Annotated in this window: 15 protein-coding genes; 6 read left to right on the forward strand and 9 right to left on the reverse strand. The window is 62.0% G+C overall.

The window, feature by feature from the left end:
- The first annotated feature begins 72 nt into the window (after positions 1 to 72).
- From DDZ17_RS13525 to DDZ17_RS13540, 4 genes are all read left to right on the forward strand, one after another.
- Positions 73 to 903: an SDR family NAD(P)-dependent oxidoreductase gene (locus tag DDZ17_RS13525; protein ID WP_116367487.1), complete on the forward strand. Its 831-nt coding sequence runs from the start codon at positions 73 to 75 to the stop codon at positions 901 to 903.
- A complete protein-coding gene (locus DDZ17_RS13530) occupies positions 903 to 1670 on the forward strand; it encodes an SDR family NAD(P)-dependent oxidoreductase (protein ID WP_241505889.1) in 768 nt (255 codons plus the stop codon). Before DDZ17_RS13525 ends, DDZ17_RS13530 begins: the two co-directional genes overlap by 1 nt.
- 149 nt (positions 1671 to 1819) lie before the next feature.
- Positions 1820 to 3997, forward strand: coding sequence for a catalase/peroxidase HPI (gene katG, locus DDZ17_RS13535; protein WP_116367488.1), 2178 nt, complete (start codon positions 1820 to 1822; stop codon positions 3995 to 3997).
- A 231-nt stretch (positions 3998 to 4228) separates the two neighbouring features.
- The gene (locus tag DDZ17_RS13540) at positions 4229 to 5422 is read left to right on the forward strand and encodes a Bcr/CflA family efflux MFS transporter (RefSeq protein WP_116367489.1); all 1194 of its coding nucleotides are present in this window, start codon (positions 4229 to 4231) and stop codon (positions 5420 to 5422) included.
- 181 nt (positions 5423 to 5603) lie between these two features.
- Here DDZ17_RS13540 and DDZ17_RS13545 read toward each other — a convergent pair whose 3' ends face one another.
- The 7 genes from DDZ17_RS13545 to cyoA form a co-directional block, all read right to left on the reverse strand.
- Positions 5604 to 6158: a response regulator transcription factor gene (locus DDZ17_RS13545; protein ID WP_116367490.1), complete on the reverse strand. Its 555-nt coding sequence runs from the start codon at positions 6156 to 6158 to the stop codon at positions 5604 to 5606.
- Between the two features lie 37 nt (positions 6159 to 6195).
- Positions 6196 to 7518 (reverse strand): ATP-binding protein, encoded by a 1323-nt coding sequence (locus DDZ17_RS13550; RefSeq protein ID WP_116367491.1) that lies wholly within the window; start codon positions 7516 to 7518, stop codon positions 6196 to 6198.
- Between the two features lie 139 nt (positions 7519 to 7657).
- Positions 7658 to 8386 (reverse strand): SURF1 family protein, encoded by a 729-nt coding sequence (locus DDZ17_RS13555; protein ID WP_241505890.1) that lies wholly within the window; start codon positions 8384 to 8386, stop codon positions 7658 to 7660.
- Positions 8387 to 8393: 7 nt separating this feature from the next.
- Positions 8394 to 8753 (reverse strand): cytochrome o ubiquinol oxidase subunit IV, encoded by a 360-nt coding sequence (gene cyoD / locus DDZ17_RS13560; protein WP_116367492.1) that lies wholly within the window; start codon positions 8751 to 8753, stop codon positions 8394 to 8396.
- Positions 8750 to 9379, reverse strand: coding sequence for a cytochrome o ubiquinol oxidase subunit III (gene cyoC, locus DDZ17_RS13565; RefSeq protein ID WP_116367493.1), 630 nt, complete (start codon positions 9377 to 9379; stop codon positions 8750 to 8752). The genes cyoD and cyoC overlap by 4 nt, the downstream gene beginning before the upstream one ends.
- Entirely contained in the window at positions 9379 to 11385 is a 2007-nt protein-coding gene (gene cyoB / locus DDZ17_RS13570; protein ID WP_116367494.1) for a cytochrome o ubiquinol oxidase subunit I, read from the reverse strand. Before cyoB ends, cyoC begins: the two co-directional genes overlap by 1 nt.
- 93 nt (positions 11386 to 11478) lie before the next feature.
- Positions 11479 to 12405, reverse strand: a complete 927-nt coding sequence (cyoA, locus tag DDZ17_RS13575) for a ubiquinol oxidase subunit II (protein ID WP_116367495.1) — start codon at positions 12403 to 12405, stop codon at positions 11479 to 11481.
- 153 nt (positions 12406 to 12558) lie between these two features.
- On the opposite strand from cyoA, the gene DDZ17_RS13580 reads away from it, so the two are divergent.
- Positions 12559 to 13896, forward strand: a complete 1338-nt coding sequence (locus tag DDZ17_RS13580) for an MFS transporter (RefSeq protein ID WP_116367496.1) — start codon at positions 12559 to 12561, stop codon at positions 13894 to 13896.
- Between the two features lie 308 nt (positions 13897 to 14204).
- Positions 14205 to 16427, forward strand: a complete 2223-nt coding sequence (katG, locus tag DDZ17_RS13585; RefSeq protein WP_116367497.1) for a catalase/peroxidase HPI — start codon at positions 14205 to 14207, stop codon at positions 16425 to 16427.
- A gap of 514 nt (positions 16428 to 16941) precedes the next feature.
- Here the strand turns inward: katG (DDZ17_RS13585) and DDZ17_RS22445 are convergent.
- Together DDZ17_RS22445 and DDZ17_RS13590 are read right to left on the reverse strand one after the other, a co-directional pair.
- Positions 16942 to 17292 carry a hypothetical protein gene (locus DDZ17_RS22445; RefSeq protein ID WP_157976636.1) on the reverse strand — a complete coding sequence of 117 codons (351 nt, stop codon included), beginning with the start codon at positions 17290 to 17292 and terminating at the stop codon, positions 16942 to 16944.
- 4 nt (positions 17293 to 17296) lie between these two features.
- A complete protein-coding gene (locus DDZ17_RS13590) occupies positions 17297 to 18184 on the reverse strand; it encodes an RHS repeat-associated core domain-containing protein (RefSeq protein ID WP_116367498.1) in 888 nt (295 codons plus the stop codon).
- Positions 18185 to 18269: the final 85 nt, after the last annotated feature.

Genomic DNA, 18269 nt, shown 5'->3' on the forward strand with positions numbered 1-18269 from the left:
CGCCCGCCGGTTGGTAAACGCCGCGCCGGCGCGTTAAATGGCTGCTCCTGCTGCACAAAGGAAGGAACCGCCATGACAAGAAAAATCGCCTTCATCACCGGCGCCAGCCGCGGCATCGGCGCCGCCACCGCTGTGGAGTTCGCGCGCCGGGGCTATGACCTGGCGCTGACCGCGCGCACCCTCAAGGACGGCGAGCAACATGAACACGGCAGTTGGACACCCAGCGCCAGCGCCCTGCCCGGCTCGCTGGAAGCTACCGCGGCCGCCGCCAGGGCCCACGGTGCCGAGGTATTGCTGCTGCGTTCGGACATTCTGGACACCCCCTCGGTGCTGGCGGCGGCCGATGCGGCCCTGGCGCACTTTGGCCGTGTGGATGTGCTGTTCAACAACGCCTGCTACCAGGGCCCCGGCAATATGCAGCGGGTGCTGGATGTGGCGGTAGAACAGGCAGAGAAGATCTATCGCGGCAACGTGTTAACGCCATTGGCGCTGGTGAAGCAGCTGCTGCCCGGCATGCTTGAGCGCCGCTCGGGCGCGGTGATCAACATGGTGTCGGGCTCGGCCCTGAACGATCCACCCGCTCCCGCCGACGAGGGTGGCTGGGGCTTTGCCTACCCATCCTCCAAGGCGGCGCTGATCCGCATGATGCCCGCCCTGCGGGTGGAGCACCCGGACAGCGGCGTGCGCTTTTTCTCGGTGGAACCGGGTTTTGTGCTGACCGAAGTGATGAAAGCCAACGGCTTCGACGACAAAATCGCCGCCCGCTTCAACCCCACCGCGCCCGAGGCCATTGCCGACATTATCTACTGGCTGGCCGAAGACGCAGCGGCCATGGAGCAGCACCAGCGCGCCGTTGTGTTTGCGCCACAGTTGCATAAAAAGCTGTTCGGGGAGGGCCACTGATGCTGCTGCAGGACAAGGTCGGCCTGGTGACCGGCGGTGGCAGTGGTATTGGCCGTGCGACCGCCCTCACCTTTGCCCGCGATGGCGCCCGCGTGGCGGTGGTGGATTACCACCTGGAAACGGCCCAGGAAACAGCGGACATGATCCGCCAGGCTGGTGGCGAAGCCATTGCCGTGCGCGCCAACGTGGCACAGCCGGTGGAGGTAGAGGCCATGGTCGAGCAAACCATGGCCGCCTTCGGCCGCCTGGACTGTGCCTGCAACAATGCCGCTTTCGGCGGCGGCTTTGCGCCGCTGACAGACGTTGAGGAAAAAAGCTGGCAACTCGCCCAGGATGTCACCCTGAAGGGCGTGTGGTTGTGCATGAAGTACCAGGTGCCGCAAATGCTCACCCAGGGGCGCGGCGCCATTGTCAATATCGCCTCGCTCTCCGGGGTGCGCGGCGAAGCCCTGCAGGCGCCCTACAGCGCCGCCAAAGGCGGAGTGCTGGCGCTGACCCGCACCGCCGCTGCGGAATACGCCCAGCGCGGTGTTCGCATCAACGCGGTGAACCCCGGTGGCATTCGCACGCCGGCCATTCTCAATTATTTCGCTCAGGTACCCGGTGCAGAAGAGCGCACCGCAGCCACTCACGCCATGCGCCGGCTTGGCGAACCGGAGGAGGTGGCGGATGCCGTGGCCTACCTGTGCTCTGACCGGGCCACGTTTATCACCGGCACCACTCTGGATGTGGATGGCGGCATCATGGTGAACCCGCACACGCTCTAACTGGGCAACCGCCCGACATTCGGCTCACTCAATCGCCACCTTCGGAATTTCACAATTCCGCATAGCCTGTGTGGTTGACTATAGTGAACGTCAGTGTCGGAACGCACTCCAACACAAGGCCGCATCCCGCAAGCAGACAGGAGATCACCATGGACAACAAGCCATCCACTTCCTCCGGCAAATGCCCGGTCATGCACGGTTCCATGACTTCCGCCGGCACATCCAACACCGACTGGTGGCCCGAGGCCCTCAACCTCGACATTCTGCACCAGCACGATCGCAAGACAGACCCGCTGGGTGCCGACTTCAACTACCGCGAAGCGCTGAAAACGCTGGATGTGGATGCCCTGAAAGCCGACCTGCACGCCCTGATGCACGACAGCCAGCCCTGGTGGCCCGCCGACTGGGGCAGCTACGCCGGCCTGATGGTGCGCATGGCCTGGCACGCAGCCGGCAGCTATCGCCTGGCCGATGGCCGCGGGGGCGGCGGCACCGGCAACCAGCGCTTTGCGCCGCTCAACTCCTGGCCGGACAACGTCAGCCTGGACAAGGCCCGCCGCCTGCTGTGGCCGATCAAGAAAAAGTACGGCAACAAAATCAGCTGGGCGGACCTGATCATCCTCGCCGGCAACATCGCCTACGAATCCGTGGGCCTTAAGACCTTCGGCTTCGGCTTTGGCCGCGAGGACATCTGGCACCCCGAGAAGGACACCTACTGGGGCTCCGAGCGGGAATGGCTGGCCCCCAGCGACAACGCCAACAGCCGCTATTCTGGCGACCGCGAGCTGGAGAACCCGCTGGCGGCGGTGATGATGGGCCTGATTTACGTGAACCCGGAAGGGGTAGACGGCAACCCCGACCCGCTGAAAACCGCCCAGGACGTGCGCGACACCTTTGCCCGCATGGCAATGGACGACGAAGAAACCGCGGCCCTGACCGCCGGCGGCCACACCATCGGCAAGGCCCACGGCAACGGCGACGCCGAACTGCTGGGCCCCGCGCCGGAAGCGGCGGGTGTGGAAGAACAGGGCATGGGCTGGCACAACCCCACGGGCAAGGGCGTGGGCCGCGACGCCATCACCAGCGGCATTGAAGGCGCCTGGACCACCCACCCCACCCAGTGGGACAACGGCTACTTCAAACTGCTGCTGGGCTACGACTGGGAGCTGAAGAAGAGCCCCGCCGGCGCCTGGCAGTGGCAACCGGTGAATATCCGCGAGGAAGACATGCCGGTGGATGTGGAAGACCCGTCCATTCGCTGCATGCCGATCATGACCGATGCCGACATGGCGATGAAGGAAGACCCGGCCTACCGCAAGATTATCGAGCGCTTCGCCGCCGACCAGGACTACTTTTCAGAAACCTTCGCTCGCGCCTGGTTCAAGCTGACCCACCGCGACATGGGCCCCAAGGTGCGCTACATCGGCCCGGAAGTGCCCCAGGAAGACCTGATCTGGCAGGACCCGGTGCCCACCGGCAACAGCAACTACGATGTGGCGGCGGTGAAGGCGAAAATCGCCGATAGCGGCCTGTCTGTGAGCGACCTGGTGTGCACCGCCTGGGACAGCGCCCGCACCTTCCGCGGCTCCGATATGCGCGGCGGCGCCAATGGCGCGCGTATTCGCCTGGCACCGCAGAAGGACTGGGAAGGCAACGAACCCGAGCGCCTGGCCAGGGTGCTGGGCGTGCTGGAGGGCATAGCCGCCGACAGCGACGCCTCGGTGGCGGATGTCATTGTGCTGGGGGGCAATGTCGGTATCGAGCAGGCCGCCAAGGCGGCGGGGCACAGCATCACGGTGCCCTTTTCACCCGGCCGCGGCGACGCCACCGACGCGATGACCGACGCCGACTCCTTCGACGTGCTGGAGCCCATCCACGATGGCTATCGCAACTGGCTGAAGCGGGACTACGCGGTCAAGCCGGAGGAGCTGATGCTGGACCGCACCCAGCTGATGGGCCTCACCGCACCAGAGATGACAGTGCTGGTGGGCGGCATGCGGGTGCTTGGCACCAACCATGGCGGTAGCCAGCACGGCGTGTTCACTGAGCGCGTTGGCACGCTCAGCAATGACTTCTTCGTCAACCTGACCGACATGGGCAACAGCTGGAAGCCCGCCGGGGAAGGGCTCTACGACATCTGCGACCGCAACAGCGGCGCGGTGAAATGGACCGCCACCCGCCTCGACCTGGTGTTTGGCTCCAACGCCATCCTGCGCGCCTACGCCGAGCTGTACGCCCAGGACGACGCCCAGGCGAAGTTTGTTGAAGACTTCGTAGCCGCCTGGACCAAGGTAATGGACGCGGACCGTTTCGACCTGCGCGCCTGAGCCCCACCCTCCGCTGCCCCGTGCCGGGGCAGCGATTCCCCACAAATGGCAAAATAAGCGGCGACCGAATCGGCAGGAGCCGGACGAGCCAAAATACGCACAGGCACCCAGCCACAAGGCCACCCACCACAGGCGTTGTGATTTGTGCATGTGCTGTGTCCTCGGATAAGTCACGGCAAGTCGCTACAATCTACACCCCGCCGCACCACCCGCCCAAAGGAAAGGAACAGCATGCACGACAAGGCCACCATTCCCGCTTCGGTTGTGTTTGTACTGGGCTTTACCATGATGCTGGGCCCCTTCGCCATCGACACCTACCTGCCGGCCTTCCCCCTCATTGCAGACAGCCTGGGCGTTACCATTCACCAGGTTTCGCTGAGTATTTCCATCTACATGCTGGGTTTCGCTGTTGGCCAGCTGAGTGGCGGCGCCTTCTCCGATCGCTACGGGCGGCGGCGGGTGCTGGTCACCGGGCTGTGGGTTTTCGCCCTGGCGGCCTTTTACCTGTCGCAGGTGGACTCGCTGCAGCAGTTGCTCGCGGGCCGCTTTGTGCAGTCCGTGGGTGGCGGCTGGATTGGCGTTTCCATTCCCGCCATTGTGCGCGACCAGGTGCAGGGCGTGCAGGCGGCCAAGCTGTTTTCCATGATCGGCATGGTGTCCATTGTGGCGCCGGCCATTGCCCCCGCCATCGGCGCGGCCATTCTGGAGGCGGGCAGTTGGGGGCTGATCTTTGTCTACCTGGGCGCCTATGCCCTGGCCATGCTGCCGCTGCTGATGGTCACCGTGTTTAGGGGGCCACGCAAACCCCGGCCACCGGCAGATGGTATCGGGTTTGTGGCGCGCTACGCTGGCGTTATCAAAACCCCCAGCGCCCTGCCCTACATCCTGTGGCAGACGGCCTCCTTCGGTGGGCTGATTCTGTTTGTCACCTATGCGTCCTACATCTACCAGGGCCATTTCCAGCAGTCGCGCGGCATGTTCACCCTGCTGTTTGCCTGCAATATCTTTGCGATGTTTGCCTGCGTGCTGCTCAACCGGCTGCTGCTGAATCGCCTGTCTCCGCGCCCCATCAGTTACGTGGCCACCCAGGTGCAGGCGGTTGCCGCTGTTCTTCTGCTGCTGGCCGCGGTGCTGGACTGGCCGGTATTCGGCTTTCTGCCCGCCATGATGCTCTATGCCGGCACCCTGGGGGCCATCAGCCCGAACATCCAGGCCTGCTATCTGGAATACTTCCCGCGCAGCGCCGCCTCCGCTGCCGCCGTGATGGGCACCGCCCAGTTCGGGCTGGGGGGCGCAGCGTCTGCCCTCAGTAACCTGCTGCCAGAATCCCTGCTGAGTGTAGTGATCTGCATTGCTGCCTGCGCCGCTGCCAGTTTTGCCTGCATGCGCTGGTCGCGGCGGCGCGAAGACGCCACCCTGGCCTGACGCGCCCGGCCAGGCATCCGCTCAGGCAATGAAACAGGCACCACCGCGCCGCAGACGTTAACCAGCGGACAGCGCTTTGGCGGCTACGACGCACTGCGCCAATACTTCGGCAACGCCCCGCCCGCACAGGGTGAAACCAGCTACCGCCCGGTAGCCACCCTGCTTGCCCAGCGACGGCGCGCTATTTCACCTGCTGCTTGGCGAGCTTCCTGGCCAGGGTGCGCCGGTGCATGCCGAGCCGGCGCGCTGTTTCGGAGATGTTGAAGTCGGTCTCCGCCAGGGTCTGGTGAATACGCTCCCATTCCAGGGTTTTGATGGAGGTGGAACGGCCGGTGATGGCCACTTCGGTATTGCCCTCGGCGGTGTGGAAGGCGGCCTCGATGTCGTCGGTGTTGGAGGGTTTGGCCAGGTAGTGGCAGGCCCCCAGCTTCACCGCCTCCACGGCGGTGGCAATGCTGGCGTAGCCGGTGAGCACCACAATCAGCATGTCCGGGTCGTGCTTGTGCAGGGCCTTGACGCAGGCCAGGCCCGAGGCCTCCCCCTCCAGTTTGAGATCCACCACCGCGTAGCCGGGCTGGTGATTGGCCAGCAGGGGCAGGGCCGTGTCCAGGCTGCTGGCGGTGAGCACGGTGTAACCCCGGCGCTCGAAGGAGCGGCCCAGGGTACGGGCAAAGGCGGCGTCGTCCTCAATCAGTATCAGTGTGCGTTCAGTGGTGCCGGGCTCTACCTCAGCCACGTTGGACTCCTTGCTTGCTTGTTATTGTCTGGGCGGTTCAGTCTTCTTCCAGTTCCAGCGCGGCCAGCGGCAGGCTCAGGGTCACCTCGGCCCCGCCCTGGGGGTTGTTGCGGGCGGTGAGGTCGCCGCCCAGGGTGCGCGCCACATTCACCACCAGAAACAGCCCCACACCACCGCCGGCGCGCCCCTTGGTGGACTGGTAGGGACGCCCCAGGCGCTCCAGCATATCCCGGGAAAAGCCCGGCCCGCGGTCGCGCACCACAATCAGCAGTGTATCGCCCTCGCGCGCCGCCTCAAGCCCCACCCAGTCGGGGGAGGCTTCCAGGGCATTGTCCAGCAGGTTAGTCAGGGTTTGTTTCAGTACCGAGTCCGAGGCAATGTCGAGGTCTTCACCAAAGTGGTTGTCGAAGTTCAGGTGGGTCACCGGCCGGCTGGCCTGCCATTCGGCCACCAGATCATCCAGAAATTCGCAGACGGTGGTTTCCTCCGACGACTCACCCCGGGTTTCACCGGCGCTGAGCAGGATGTCGCTGACAATCCCCTTGCAGCGCTGCACCTGGGCCTGCATTTCCTGGATTTCCTGGTACAGGTCCGGGTCGGAGGTAAAGGCCGGCATGTAGCGCCAGTCCCCGAGAATCACGGCAATGGTGGCCAGCGGCGTGCCCAGTTCATGGGCCGCGCCAGAGGCCAGCAGGCCCATGCGCACGATGTGTTCCTCTTCCGCCGCGCGCTGGCGCAGCTCCGCCAGGCGGGCGTCGCGCTCGCGGCGGCTGTGGGTAATGCGGTGGATGAAAATCAGCAGCAACACGGCGTTCAGCACGAAGCAGATCAGCATGCCCTGCACGTACACGCTGAACAGGCCCATGTAGTGATCCTGCGGCAGGGCCAGGGGCTGGCCGGCCACCGCCAGCCAGAGAAAGCAGCCTATAGCCACCACCAGCAGGGTCCAGGCCCAGCGCGAGGCAAGCAACACCGCCGCCAGGCCCACCTGCAGAATGTAGAGAAACACAAAGGGGTTGGTCACCCCGCCGCTGAGGTAGAGCTGGTAGGTGAGCGTGCCCATATCCACCAGCAGGGCGAAAAACAGCTCCCAGGAATACACCGGCCGGCGAATGGACAGGCTCAGCAGGCTCAGGCCGTTAAACAACACCAGCCCCCCCAGCACCGCCAGCATCTGCTGCAGGGGCAGCTCAACGCCAAAACCGAAATAGGTGATGAGGATGGTCAGCAACTGGCCGAGCACGGCCATCCAGCGCAGCTGCGCCAGCTGCTGCATGTTCTCGCCGAGGGTGACGTCGTTCTCGGTCACCGATACCCGGTTCAGCAGGGTGGGCTTGCGGGCCGCCTGGGCTTTGTTCATGAGCGGTTATTCACGCGGGTTATTCATGGGGATGATGCATTGGCGTTCCTTCGGCGGGCAGTATACGCCGCCGCCGGCAGGTGCGCCCAGCCACTGCCGCCCTCCGCCTGCTAGCTCGGTTCTTGTTCTGGAGCCGGCGTTACGGCGAGCGACGCCGCGCCTCGCGCCGCACCAGAACCACCGCCCCCGCCACCATCAACGCAAGGCCGTACCAGGTGATGGCGTACACCAGGTGGGAGTTGTGAAACTGGATCACCGTCAGCCCGCCCACTGGGCCAGCGCCGCCGGGGCTGCCGGCGGTATCGGCCGCGGCGTCGACAAAGTAGGGGGCCACGTCATCCAGCCCCCGGGCCTTGGCAATGGCGGCAACGTCCCGCGAATACCAGCGGTTTTCACCCTGCACATTGTCACGCAGCACGCCGCCACCGGGCTCGCTGATGCGCAACAGGCCGCTGACTGCCACCTCACCGGCGGGCACCGGGGCGGGCTCATCGCCCTGGTGCACAAAGCCGCGATTGACCAGCACCGTGCTGCCATCGCCTAGCTGCAGGGGGCTGAGAATCCAGTAGCCGGTGCCGAGTTCGGTAGCGCTGGCAACGCGGGTATCGAGTTGGGGAAGAAAGCGGCCGCGCAGCAGCACGTGGCGGTACTCGTCGCTGTCGCGGCTGACGCTGGGCCAGTCGGCCCGGACGGGCGGGGCAGTGGCGGGTGCGGCCACCCGCGCTTCAACGCGCTCGATCAGCTCAAGCTTCCATGCCCGGCGCTCCACCTGCCAGTTGCCCAGGGCAACAAAACCGGCAAAGGCCGCCAGCGCACACAGGGCAAGCAGGCTGTGCAGCAGGCGGCGCGGGCGAGGGTTGGCATTCACAGGTGGATCAGGAGGCTCCCATCATGGACGGCATCATGTTCACGTTCATGTGGTACATCACCCACAGGGAACCAAACAACGTGATGAACAGCAGCACCACGGTGAAGATCAGCGACAGCATGGTCCAGCCGCCCTGGGACTGGAAGTCCATGTGCAGGAAGTAAACCATGTGGACGACAATCTGCACCACGGCAAACGCTAGGATGATCAGCACCGTGGCGTTGCGCGAGTCCAGCACGTTGCCCATCACCATCCAGAAGGGAATGGCAGTGAGAATGACCGAGGCGACAAAGCCGATCATGTAGCCTTTGAAGGTACTGTGCGGCGCCTCTTCGGCGTGGTCGTGATGATCGTGATGTTCGCTCATACCATGGACCCCATCAGGTAGACGTAGGTGAAAACGCCAATCCAGATCACGTCCAGGAAGTGCCAGAACATGGACAGGCAGAAAACGCGGCGCTTGTTCTCCTGGATCAGCCCGTGCTTGCGCAGTTGCAGCAGCAGGGTCACCAGCCAGATGCAGCCGAAGGTCACGTGCAGGCCGTGGGTGCCCACCAGGGTGAAGAAGGCAGACAGGAAGCCACTGCGCTGCGGGCCGGCGCCCACATGAATCATGTGATAGAACTCATACAGTTCAACCGCCAGGAAGCACAGGCCAAACACGCCGGTCACCGCCAGCCAGCCGATGGTGCCGCGCAGGCTGTTCTGCTGCATCTTCAGCACGGCAAAGCCGTAAGTGATGGAAGAGATCAGCAGGAAGGCGGTGTTCAGGGCCACCAGTTCCAGGTCGAACAGGTCTGCACCCGACGGGCCGCCGGCAAAGTTCAGGCTCAGCACGCCGTAGGTGGCGAACAGGGAGGCAAAGATGAGGCAGTCGCTCATCAGGTAGATCCAGAAGCCCAGCAAAGTGCCCTGGGCCGGGTGATGCTCGCCGCGTACCAGAAATTCCAGCTTGCCGTTGCCGGCGGCCGGTGTTGCTACTGCATTACTCATCAGGCCAGCACCTCCGCCCGCCGGTTTTCCACCGCGGCCACTTCTTCCACCGGAATGTAGTAGTCGCGCTTGTAGTTAAAGGTGTGAATGATGGCGCCGAGGATCAGCGCGCCGAAGCTCACTGCCGCCAGCCACCAGACGTACCAGATCATGGCAAAGCCAAACACCGTGGCCAGCCCGGCCAGCACCATGCCCGCCGCTGTGTTCTTGGGCATGTGGATGGGCATAAAGCCTTCCTGCGGCGGCTTGAAGCCGTGCTGCTTCATCTGCCACCAGGCATCGTTCTCGTGCACCTGGGGGGTGAAGGCGAAGTTGTACTGCGGCGGCGGCGACGAGGTGGACCACTCCAGGGTGCGGCCGTTCCAGGGGTCGCCGGTTTCGTCGCGCAGGGAATCGCGCTTCTTGTAGCTCACGTACAGCTGGATCAGGAAGCTCAGGATACCCAGGCCAATCAGCACCGCGCCGAAGGCCGCCACCTGGAACCAGATCTGCAGGGACATATCCTCAAAGTGGCTCATGCGGCGGGTAACGCCCATCAGGCCCAGTGCGTACAGCGGCATGAAGGCCACGTAGAAGCCGATCAGCCAGAACCAGAAGGAGCACTTGCCCCAGAATGGATCCAGCTTGTAGCCGGTGACTTTCGGGTACCAGTAGGTGATGGCGGCGAACACGCCGAACACCACGCCGCCGATGATCACGTTGTGGAAGTGGGCGATCAGGAACAGGCTGTTGTGCAGCACAAAGTCGGCCGGGGGCACCGCCAGCAACACGCCGGTCATGCCGCCGATCACGAAGGTGACCATAAAGCCCACTGTCCACAGCATCGGTACGTCGAACTGGATGCGGCCGCGGTACATGGTGAACAGCCAGTTGAAAATCTTCGCCCCCGTCGGTATCGAGATAATCATCGTGGTGATACCGAAGAAACTGTTCACGGTGGCGCCGGAACCCATGGTGAAGAAGTGGTGCAGCCACACCAGGTAGGACAGCACGGTGATCACCACGGTGGCGTACACCATGGACGAATAGCCAAACAGGCGCTTGCCGCTGTAGGTGGAGACAATCTCGGAGAACACACCAAAGATCGGCAGGATCAGGATGTACACCTCCGGGTGACCCCAGATCCAGATCAGGTTCACATACATCATGGCGTTGCCGCCAAGATCATTGGTGAAGAAGTTGAAGTCCATGTAGCGGTCCAGCGACAGCAGGGCCAGCACCGCGGTGAGGATGGGGAAGGCGGCAACAATCAGGATGTTGGTGCACAGGGCCGTCCAGGTGAATACCGGCATTTTCATCATGGTCATGCCGGGGGCGCGCATTTTGACGATGGTGACCACAAAGTTCACCCCGGACAGCAGCGTGCCCACGCCGGCGATCTGCAGCGCCCAGATGTAGTAATCCACCCCGACCCCGGGGCTTTGTAATATCCCCGTTAACGGTGGATAGGCGAGCCAGCCAGATTTGGCGAATTCCCCCACAAACAGAGACAGCATGATGAGCACCGCGCCGGAGGCGGTCATCCAGAAGCTGAAGTTATTCAGGAAGGGGAAGGCCACGTCGCGCGCGCCAATCTGCAGCGGCACAATGTAGTTCATCAGGCCCACCACGAAGGGCATGGCCACGAAGAAGATCATGATCACACCGTGGGCGGTGAATATCTGGTCGTAGTGGTGCGGCGGCAGGTAACCCAGGCTGTCGCCAAAGGCCATGGCCTGGTGCAGGCGCATCATGATGGCGTCGGCAAAGCCGCGCAGCAGCATGATGATGCCGAGGATCATGTACATCACGCCAATGCGCTTGTGATCGATGCTGGTGAACCACTCATTCCACAGGTAGCCCCAGACCTTGTACTTGGTCAGCGCCGCCACCAGGGCGATGCCGCCCACGGCCACCATGATGAAGGTGCCGAGGATGATCGGGTCGTGGAAGGGGAAGGAGTCCCAGGTCAGGCGGCCGAAGACGGCTGACGTGGTGTCGGAGTAGGTCTGTACTGCTGACGACATAGTTGTGGCGCCCTTGGGTTTGACAACTGGGCCGCCCCGGGGGCGGCCGTAACGGGTTTAGCTTAGGGGGCGTGCTGCCCGGGCTTGCTGGCCCTATCCTTCGCCGTGGTGTGCGTGGTGGCTTTTCATCAGGTCCTTCATGCAGACCTGGCCAGGGTCAACGCAGCGATTGAGAATGGCGTCGTAGAGGCCCGGCATGACCTCGCTGTAATAGCGCACCGGATCATCGATACTGGGCTTCTCCAGCGCCTTGTAGACATCGCGGCTGAGGGGGTTGCCCTGGGCCTTGACCTGGGCCACCCACTGTTCGAAGTCCGCCTCGGACTGGCCGAGAAACTCAAAGCGCATTTTGTTGAAGCCTTCGCCAGAGTAGTTGGCCGAGAAACCCTCGTAGCTGCCTTCTTCGTTGATTACGGCGTGCAGTTGGGTCTCCATGCCACCCATGGCGTAGATCATCCCGGCCAGGGCCGGCACGTAGAAGGAGTTCATCATGGTGGTGGCGGTGATCTTGAACTTGATCGGCCGATCCACCGGCGCCGCCAGTTCATTGACGGTGGCAATGCCCTGCTCCGGGTAGAAGAACAGCCATTTCCAGTCCATGGCCACCACTTCTACCACCAGCGGCTGGGTGCCCTCGGGCACCGGCACGCCTTCGTCAACGCGATCCAGCGGGCGGTAGGGGTCCAGCTTGTGGGTGCTCACCCAGGTCAGCGCGCCCAGGGCAATGATAATGGCCAGCGGCGCCGCCCAGATCACCAGCTCCAGCTTGGTAGAGTGATCCCAGTCGGGCTTGTAGGTGGCGTTCTTGTTGGAGGAACGGTAGCGCCAGGCAAACAGCAGGGTGAGCAGAATCACCGGCACAATAATGATAAGCATCAGGTAGGTGGACCACAGGATCAGGTCCGCCTGCTGGGCAGCCACGTCGCCCGACGGGGACATTACCACCCACTTGCAGCCCGCCAAAGACAGGGCGAGTACAGATGCCAGGAGTGTTTTGCAGAGTGTTCTGGGAGTTGCCATTGCCGCTCGCAATTCCGGATTGTGGGAAGAGTGGCGCGCACTCTACGGGATCGTGACCGGCGAGGGAATTGGACAATTTGTCCTATGGTGCCCACGACGGAATGGGGGTAGCCTGTGAGGTCATTGTAGTCTCAATTCCGGAATTTTCTCGCCATGGCCAACGCGACTGGACACCCCGTTTCTTCCCCCCACGCCAGCCCGGAGACCGTCGCCGGCCACTCCCCCCTCGCCTCCGGTGAAATCGCCGTTGGCGTGGTGATTGGGCGCACCTCCGAGTACTTCGACTTCTTCGTGTTCGGCATCGCCTGTGTGCTGGTCTTTCCCTCGGTATTCTTCCCCAATGCCAGCCAGCTTGAGGGCACAATTTACTCCTTCTGGATTTTTGCCCTGGCCTTTATTGCGCGCCCCTTCGGCACCGCCCTGTTCATGACCATCCAGCGCCGCTGGGGCCGCAGTGTCAAGCTCACGGCCTCGCTGTTCCTGCTGGGCACCGCCACCGCCGGCATCGCCTTCCTGCCCAGCTACGACACCCTGGGCACCGCGGCCATTGTGTTCCTGGCCTTCTTCCGCGCCCTGCAGGGCTTTGCCACCGGCGGCTCCTGGGACGGCCTGCCCTCGCTGCTGGCGCTGAACGCCCCGTCCGAGCGCCGCAACTGGTACGCCATGCTGGGCCAGCTCGGCGCGCCGCTGGGCTTTTTGCTGGCCAATGCCCTGTTCCTTTACCTGGTGCTCAGCGTGAGCAGCGAGGACTTCCTGAGCTGGGCCTGGCGCTATCCCTTCTTTGTGGCCTTCGCCATTAACGTGGTGGCCCTGTTTGCCCGCCTGCGCCTGGTGCTCACCGAGGAATACACCTTCGCCCTGGAAGAGAGCGAACTGGAGCCCATCAGCACCCGCGAAATGCTGCGCGAGCAGGGCCGCAATATTTTCATCGGCGCCTTTGTCGCCCTGGCCAGCTACGCCCTGTTCCACATTGTCACCATCTTCCCCCTGTCGTGGATCGCCCTGAACGAATCGCAGGTAATCGACAAGGTACTGGAAATCCAGATCTGGGGCGCCTGCGCCGGCATCCTCGGCACCATGGCCTCGGGCCTGATTGCCGACCGCATCGGCAAGCGCACCACCCTCGGCCTGATGGCCGCCGCGATCGGTGTGTTCGCCCTGTTCTCGCCCATGCTCATGGACGGCAGCCCGGCGCAGCAGAACGCATTCATCCTGATCGGCTTTGCCCTGCTGGGTGTGTCCTACGGCCAGGCCAACGGCACCGTTACCGCCAACTTCCAGCGCCGCTACCGCTACACCGGCGCGGCCCTGACCGCCGACTTCGCCTGGCTGTTTGGCGCCGCCTTTGCCCCGCTGCTGGCCCTCTCCCTGTCGGCCAAGTTCGGCCTGGTGGCAGTGAGCGGCTACCTGCTCTCGGCGGTGGCCTGGACCCTGCTGGCCCTGTGGGTCAACCGCCGCCTGGAAGCCCGGGCACGCGCCCAGGCGCAATAACCTGCATGCCACCCGGCCTGTCACGCCAAGTGCTGACAGGCCGGGGCTTTTTTCTCTCCTTTTCCTCTCTCCTTCTCTTCCCCCTTAACACCCCTCCCCCGCACCATCACCGGCCCTCGCCGTACATCCAAAAAACAGAACATAAGCTTCTGAATTTGCAATTGGGCTGTATCACAGCGACCTGCCTATACTTCTTCCCGATAACAAGAGAGTGCCGGCCAGTTGGCCTGTGCTACACAACCGGGGGAACTTATCCGCCCTCTGTTATCGCGCCGCAGTAACGACTCAAAGATCAGAGAGAGGATCCTATGAAACAATCCAGACTGCTGAGAAAGGCCATCACCGTCGCCACCCTGTGTGCGATCGGCCAGACGGCCCTGGCTGCTGACAAGCCCGCCGTGCCCGACAACGATTACTGGTGGCCCAACCGCCTGAGCCTGGAGCCGCTGCGCGACTCCGCCGGCTCGGCAGATCCGATGGGGGCCGACTTCGACTACGCCGACGCCTTTGAGGAACTCGACCTGAAAGCGCTGCGCAAAGACCTGGTGGCGCTGATGCGCACCTCCCAGGACTGGTGGCCGGCGGACTACGGCCACTACGGCCCCTTCTTCATTCGCATGTCCTGGCACGCGGCCGGCACCTACCGCACCATTGACGGGCGCGGCGGTTCCGACGGCGGCATGCAGCGCTTTGCGCCGCTGAACGCCTGGCCCGACAACGCCAGCCTGGACAAAGCCCGCCGCCTACTGCTGCCGATCAAACAGAAATACGGCAATGCCCTGTCCTGGTCCGACCTGATCGTACTGGCCGGCACCGTGGCCATGGACGACATGGGCTTTAAAACCGCCGGCTTCGCCTTTGGCCGCGCCGATGCGTGGGAGCCCGAGGAAGTAAACTGGGGCCCGGAAGGCGAGTGGCTGACCGACCAGCGCCGCGACGAACAGGGCAACCTGGACAAGCCCTTCGGCGCCACCGAGATGGGCCTGATTTACGTGAACCCCGAAGGCCCCCACAAAAACCCCGACCCGCTGGCCGCCGCCCAGGCGATTCGCACCGCTTTCGGCCGCATGGCCATGAACGACGAAGAAACCGCCGCCCTGATTGCCGGCGGCCACACCTTCGGCAAAGCCCACGGGGCACACAAGGCATCCGACTGTGTAGGCGCCGACCCGGAAGCGGCCTCCATCGAAGAACAGGGCCTGGGCTGGAGCAACAAGTGCGGCACCGGCAAGGGCGCCGACACGGTAACCAGCGGCCTGGAGGGCGCCTGGACCATCAGCCCCGCCGAGTGGACCCACAACTACCTGCAGAACCTGTACGGCTTTGAGTGGGAACTCACCAAGAGCCCCGGCGGCGCCCAGCAATGGCAGCCCAAAGACGGCAAGGGCGCCGGCATGGTTCCCGATGCCCACGACAAGAGCAAGCGCCACGCGCCGATGATGTTCACCACCGACCTCGCGCTGAAGGAAGACCCGGCCTACCGCAAAATCACCCAGCGCTGGCTGAACAACCCGGAGGAGTTCGAGGACGCCTACGCCCGCGCCTGGTTCAAACTGACCCACCGCGACATGGGCCCCACCTCCCGCTACCTGGGCGACTGGGTGCCGCAGGAAACCTATCTGTGGCAGGACCCAGTGCCCGAAGCCGACTACAAGCAGATCGACAGCGGCGACGTGAAGAAGCTGAAGTCTGCCATCCTGAAATCCGGCCTTAGCACCGCGCAGCTGGTCAAGACTGCCTGGGCATCCGCCGCGTCCTACCGCGACACCGACATGCGCGGTGGCGCCAACGGCGCGCGCATTCGCCTGGCACCTCAGAAGGACTGGGCCGTTAACCAGCCCCAGGAACTGGCCGCCACCCTGGCCAAGCTGGAGCAGGTGCAGCAAGACTTCAACAAAAAGGCCGGCAAAACCCAGGTCTCCCTGGCGGACGTGATTGTGCTGGGCGGTGCCGCGGCCATCGAGGAAGCGGCCAGGAAGGGCGGCCACAAGATCGAAGTGCCCTTTATGCCCGGCCGCACCGACGCCACCCAGGCCATGACCGATGTGGAAGCCTTTGAAGTCCTTGAGCCCAAGGCCGACGGCTTCCGCAACTACCTGGCGCCGGACTTCCCCCGCCCGCCGGCCGAGGCCCTGGTAGAGCGCGCCGCCCTGCTGGACCTCACCGTGCCCGAAATGACGGCCCTGGTAGGCGGCCTGCGGGTACTGGGTGCCAACGCCGATGGCAGCGAGCACGGTGTATTCACCGACAAGCCCGGCACCCTAAGCACGGACTTCTTCGTCAACCTGGTGGACATGTCCACCGTGTGGGAGAAATCCGAAACCATCGATGGCGTGTACGTGGGCAAAGACCGCGACAGCGGCAAGGCCAAGTGGAGCGCAACCCCGGTTGACCTGATCTTCGGGTCTAACTCCGAGCTGCGCGCCGTTGCCGAGTTCTACGCCTCCAGCGACAGCAAAGAGAAGTTCGTGCAGGACTTCGTCGCCGCCTGGACCAAGGTGATGACCGCCGACCGCTTCGATGTGAAGTAACAACCAGCAAAACAAAAAGGCGCTGCCGGTTTCGGTAGCGCCTTTTTTATTGGTATCTGTAATGACTGCTGGTATTTAGCTTCGAGGAAGAAATTATCGTCGTCGAATTCAGTGAAACGGAGGCGAATTGAGGGGGTTACCGCTTTTGGAGCTTGCTATGAGGTGCGTGCGGGCTGGCCCTCACCGTCCGCAAGCGGACCTTTTTGTAGCGCCGTGCTGCCGAATAATTCTAGGTGGCCTACTGCCAAAGCAGCTTTCAATCCATCGCAAATTGTAATGTTGACCGTTCACCTGAACGGGTGCGCGTATGACAGGGGCTTAGCTACACTACATATCACCTTAACGAGTGATGATAAGATCAAATTTATTAGACCTAATTTTACTTAAACGGACGAAATACAGCCGGGATGGTTCGCAAAGATTCACGAAACTATCGTGGCGCTCCATCTTTTAAAGGATGCTAGAAACGACATAAAGGATATCTATCGTTTACAAGTCATATGGCATTCATTGCTCAAGTTTCCTCATCATTAGTTTTTCGGGCTATCAATAGGTTTGCACCTAATATAAAACCTAGCCCTACAAAATAACTTAAAATTAGAAAAATTTTTTCTACATTCGTAGAGTTAAAATTTAAAACAACATCTACAACTATAAGCAATATGGCTGATATAAAAAGACCCGTAACAAATATTGTTCGCCGCTTAATGTCACCGATTAGCCCGAAGAATGGGAACAAAGATGCGAGAATTGAAGAAAGTGCAAAAACACTTATCAGAGCTACTGCTGGTCCCAGCCTTGAATAGATGTATCCGAATACTACCCAGGCTGGTATTGTCAAAAATGTCAGCTTTCTATAGTCCATAGTCTCATTCTCTGGGCAGTATTCCGAGAAGTTCACCGATAAACATGTCTATGGCTTGGTTTACCGGGTGAGTTCCGCCAAATCTGGCTTTGTAGGCTTCATACCCGAGAGAGGTCGCATCCATTGCATTAGGATTTTGTACAAAATTTGCTGTTGTCTCGGCTGCACCATACGCTGAGCAAGGAGTTGGGAATGTTACACATACAATTGCCTTCAATTCCCACACCAATACTCTTGCGGCCTGATTTCCTGCCGGATCAGTCGGTCGATACGGGGCTCTAATAAATTCTATGCCGGTGTTCGCCTTCAATTTCGCTAGTTTTGCACCTTCATATCGGGCCCGAACAATTATTTCCTCAACAATCCCAGAGCGAGAGTAGGCAGGCGGAGATCCCGGGCCTTTTGCCTGGCTAGAACCGTCGTCAGAAGGCCAGTCTGGCTCGATGTTCGGTTCAGTTGTAGCTGAGGCTTCAGGCCCTATTGGCACCAATATTTCAGGTGATGGTGCGGGCTCAGTTCCTCCCGCAATGCCATTGATTCCGGAATCATCAGAATCCAATGGATCTGAAGCCTCAGATTTTACCGCGGAATTACTAGATGTTTCTGAGAGCACTCCATTCAATGTCCCTACTCGCTGTGGCGATTTGGTGGCTCCATTAGTACTAGGTGAACGGACTCTAAGCCCACCTTTCAGTGGAAGATTACTGGGATCGTCGGTTGCTTTACGCTTGTTTTTTCGTTCAGCTTTGTAGCCCGTTGGATCTGTGGCACTGAGTGGATTGTTGAGAACATAGCTGTAAGGATTAAGTGCCTGGCTATTGCCGGGTTCGATAATGAAGGGATCGACACTCAGGAAGCGGCCTAGGTTGTAGTCGTAGCCCCGCCCGTTCATATGAATGAATACCTTTTAGTCACATTTATGATCAGAAGTTGTGCGCATACAGCCCGGGTTTAGAAGTCCTCTTGGCCATTTCTCC

Origin of the sequence: Parahaliea mediterranea (genome assembly GCF_003402235.1) — a bacterium.
In the GTDB taxonomy this organism is placed as follows: Bacteria; Pseudomonadota; Gammaproteobacteria; order Pseudomonadales; family Halieaceae; genus Parahaliea; species Parahaliea mediterranea.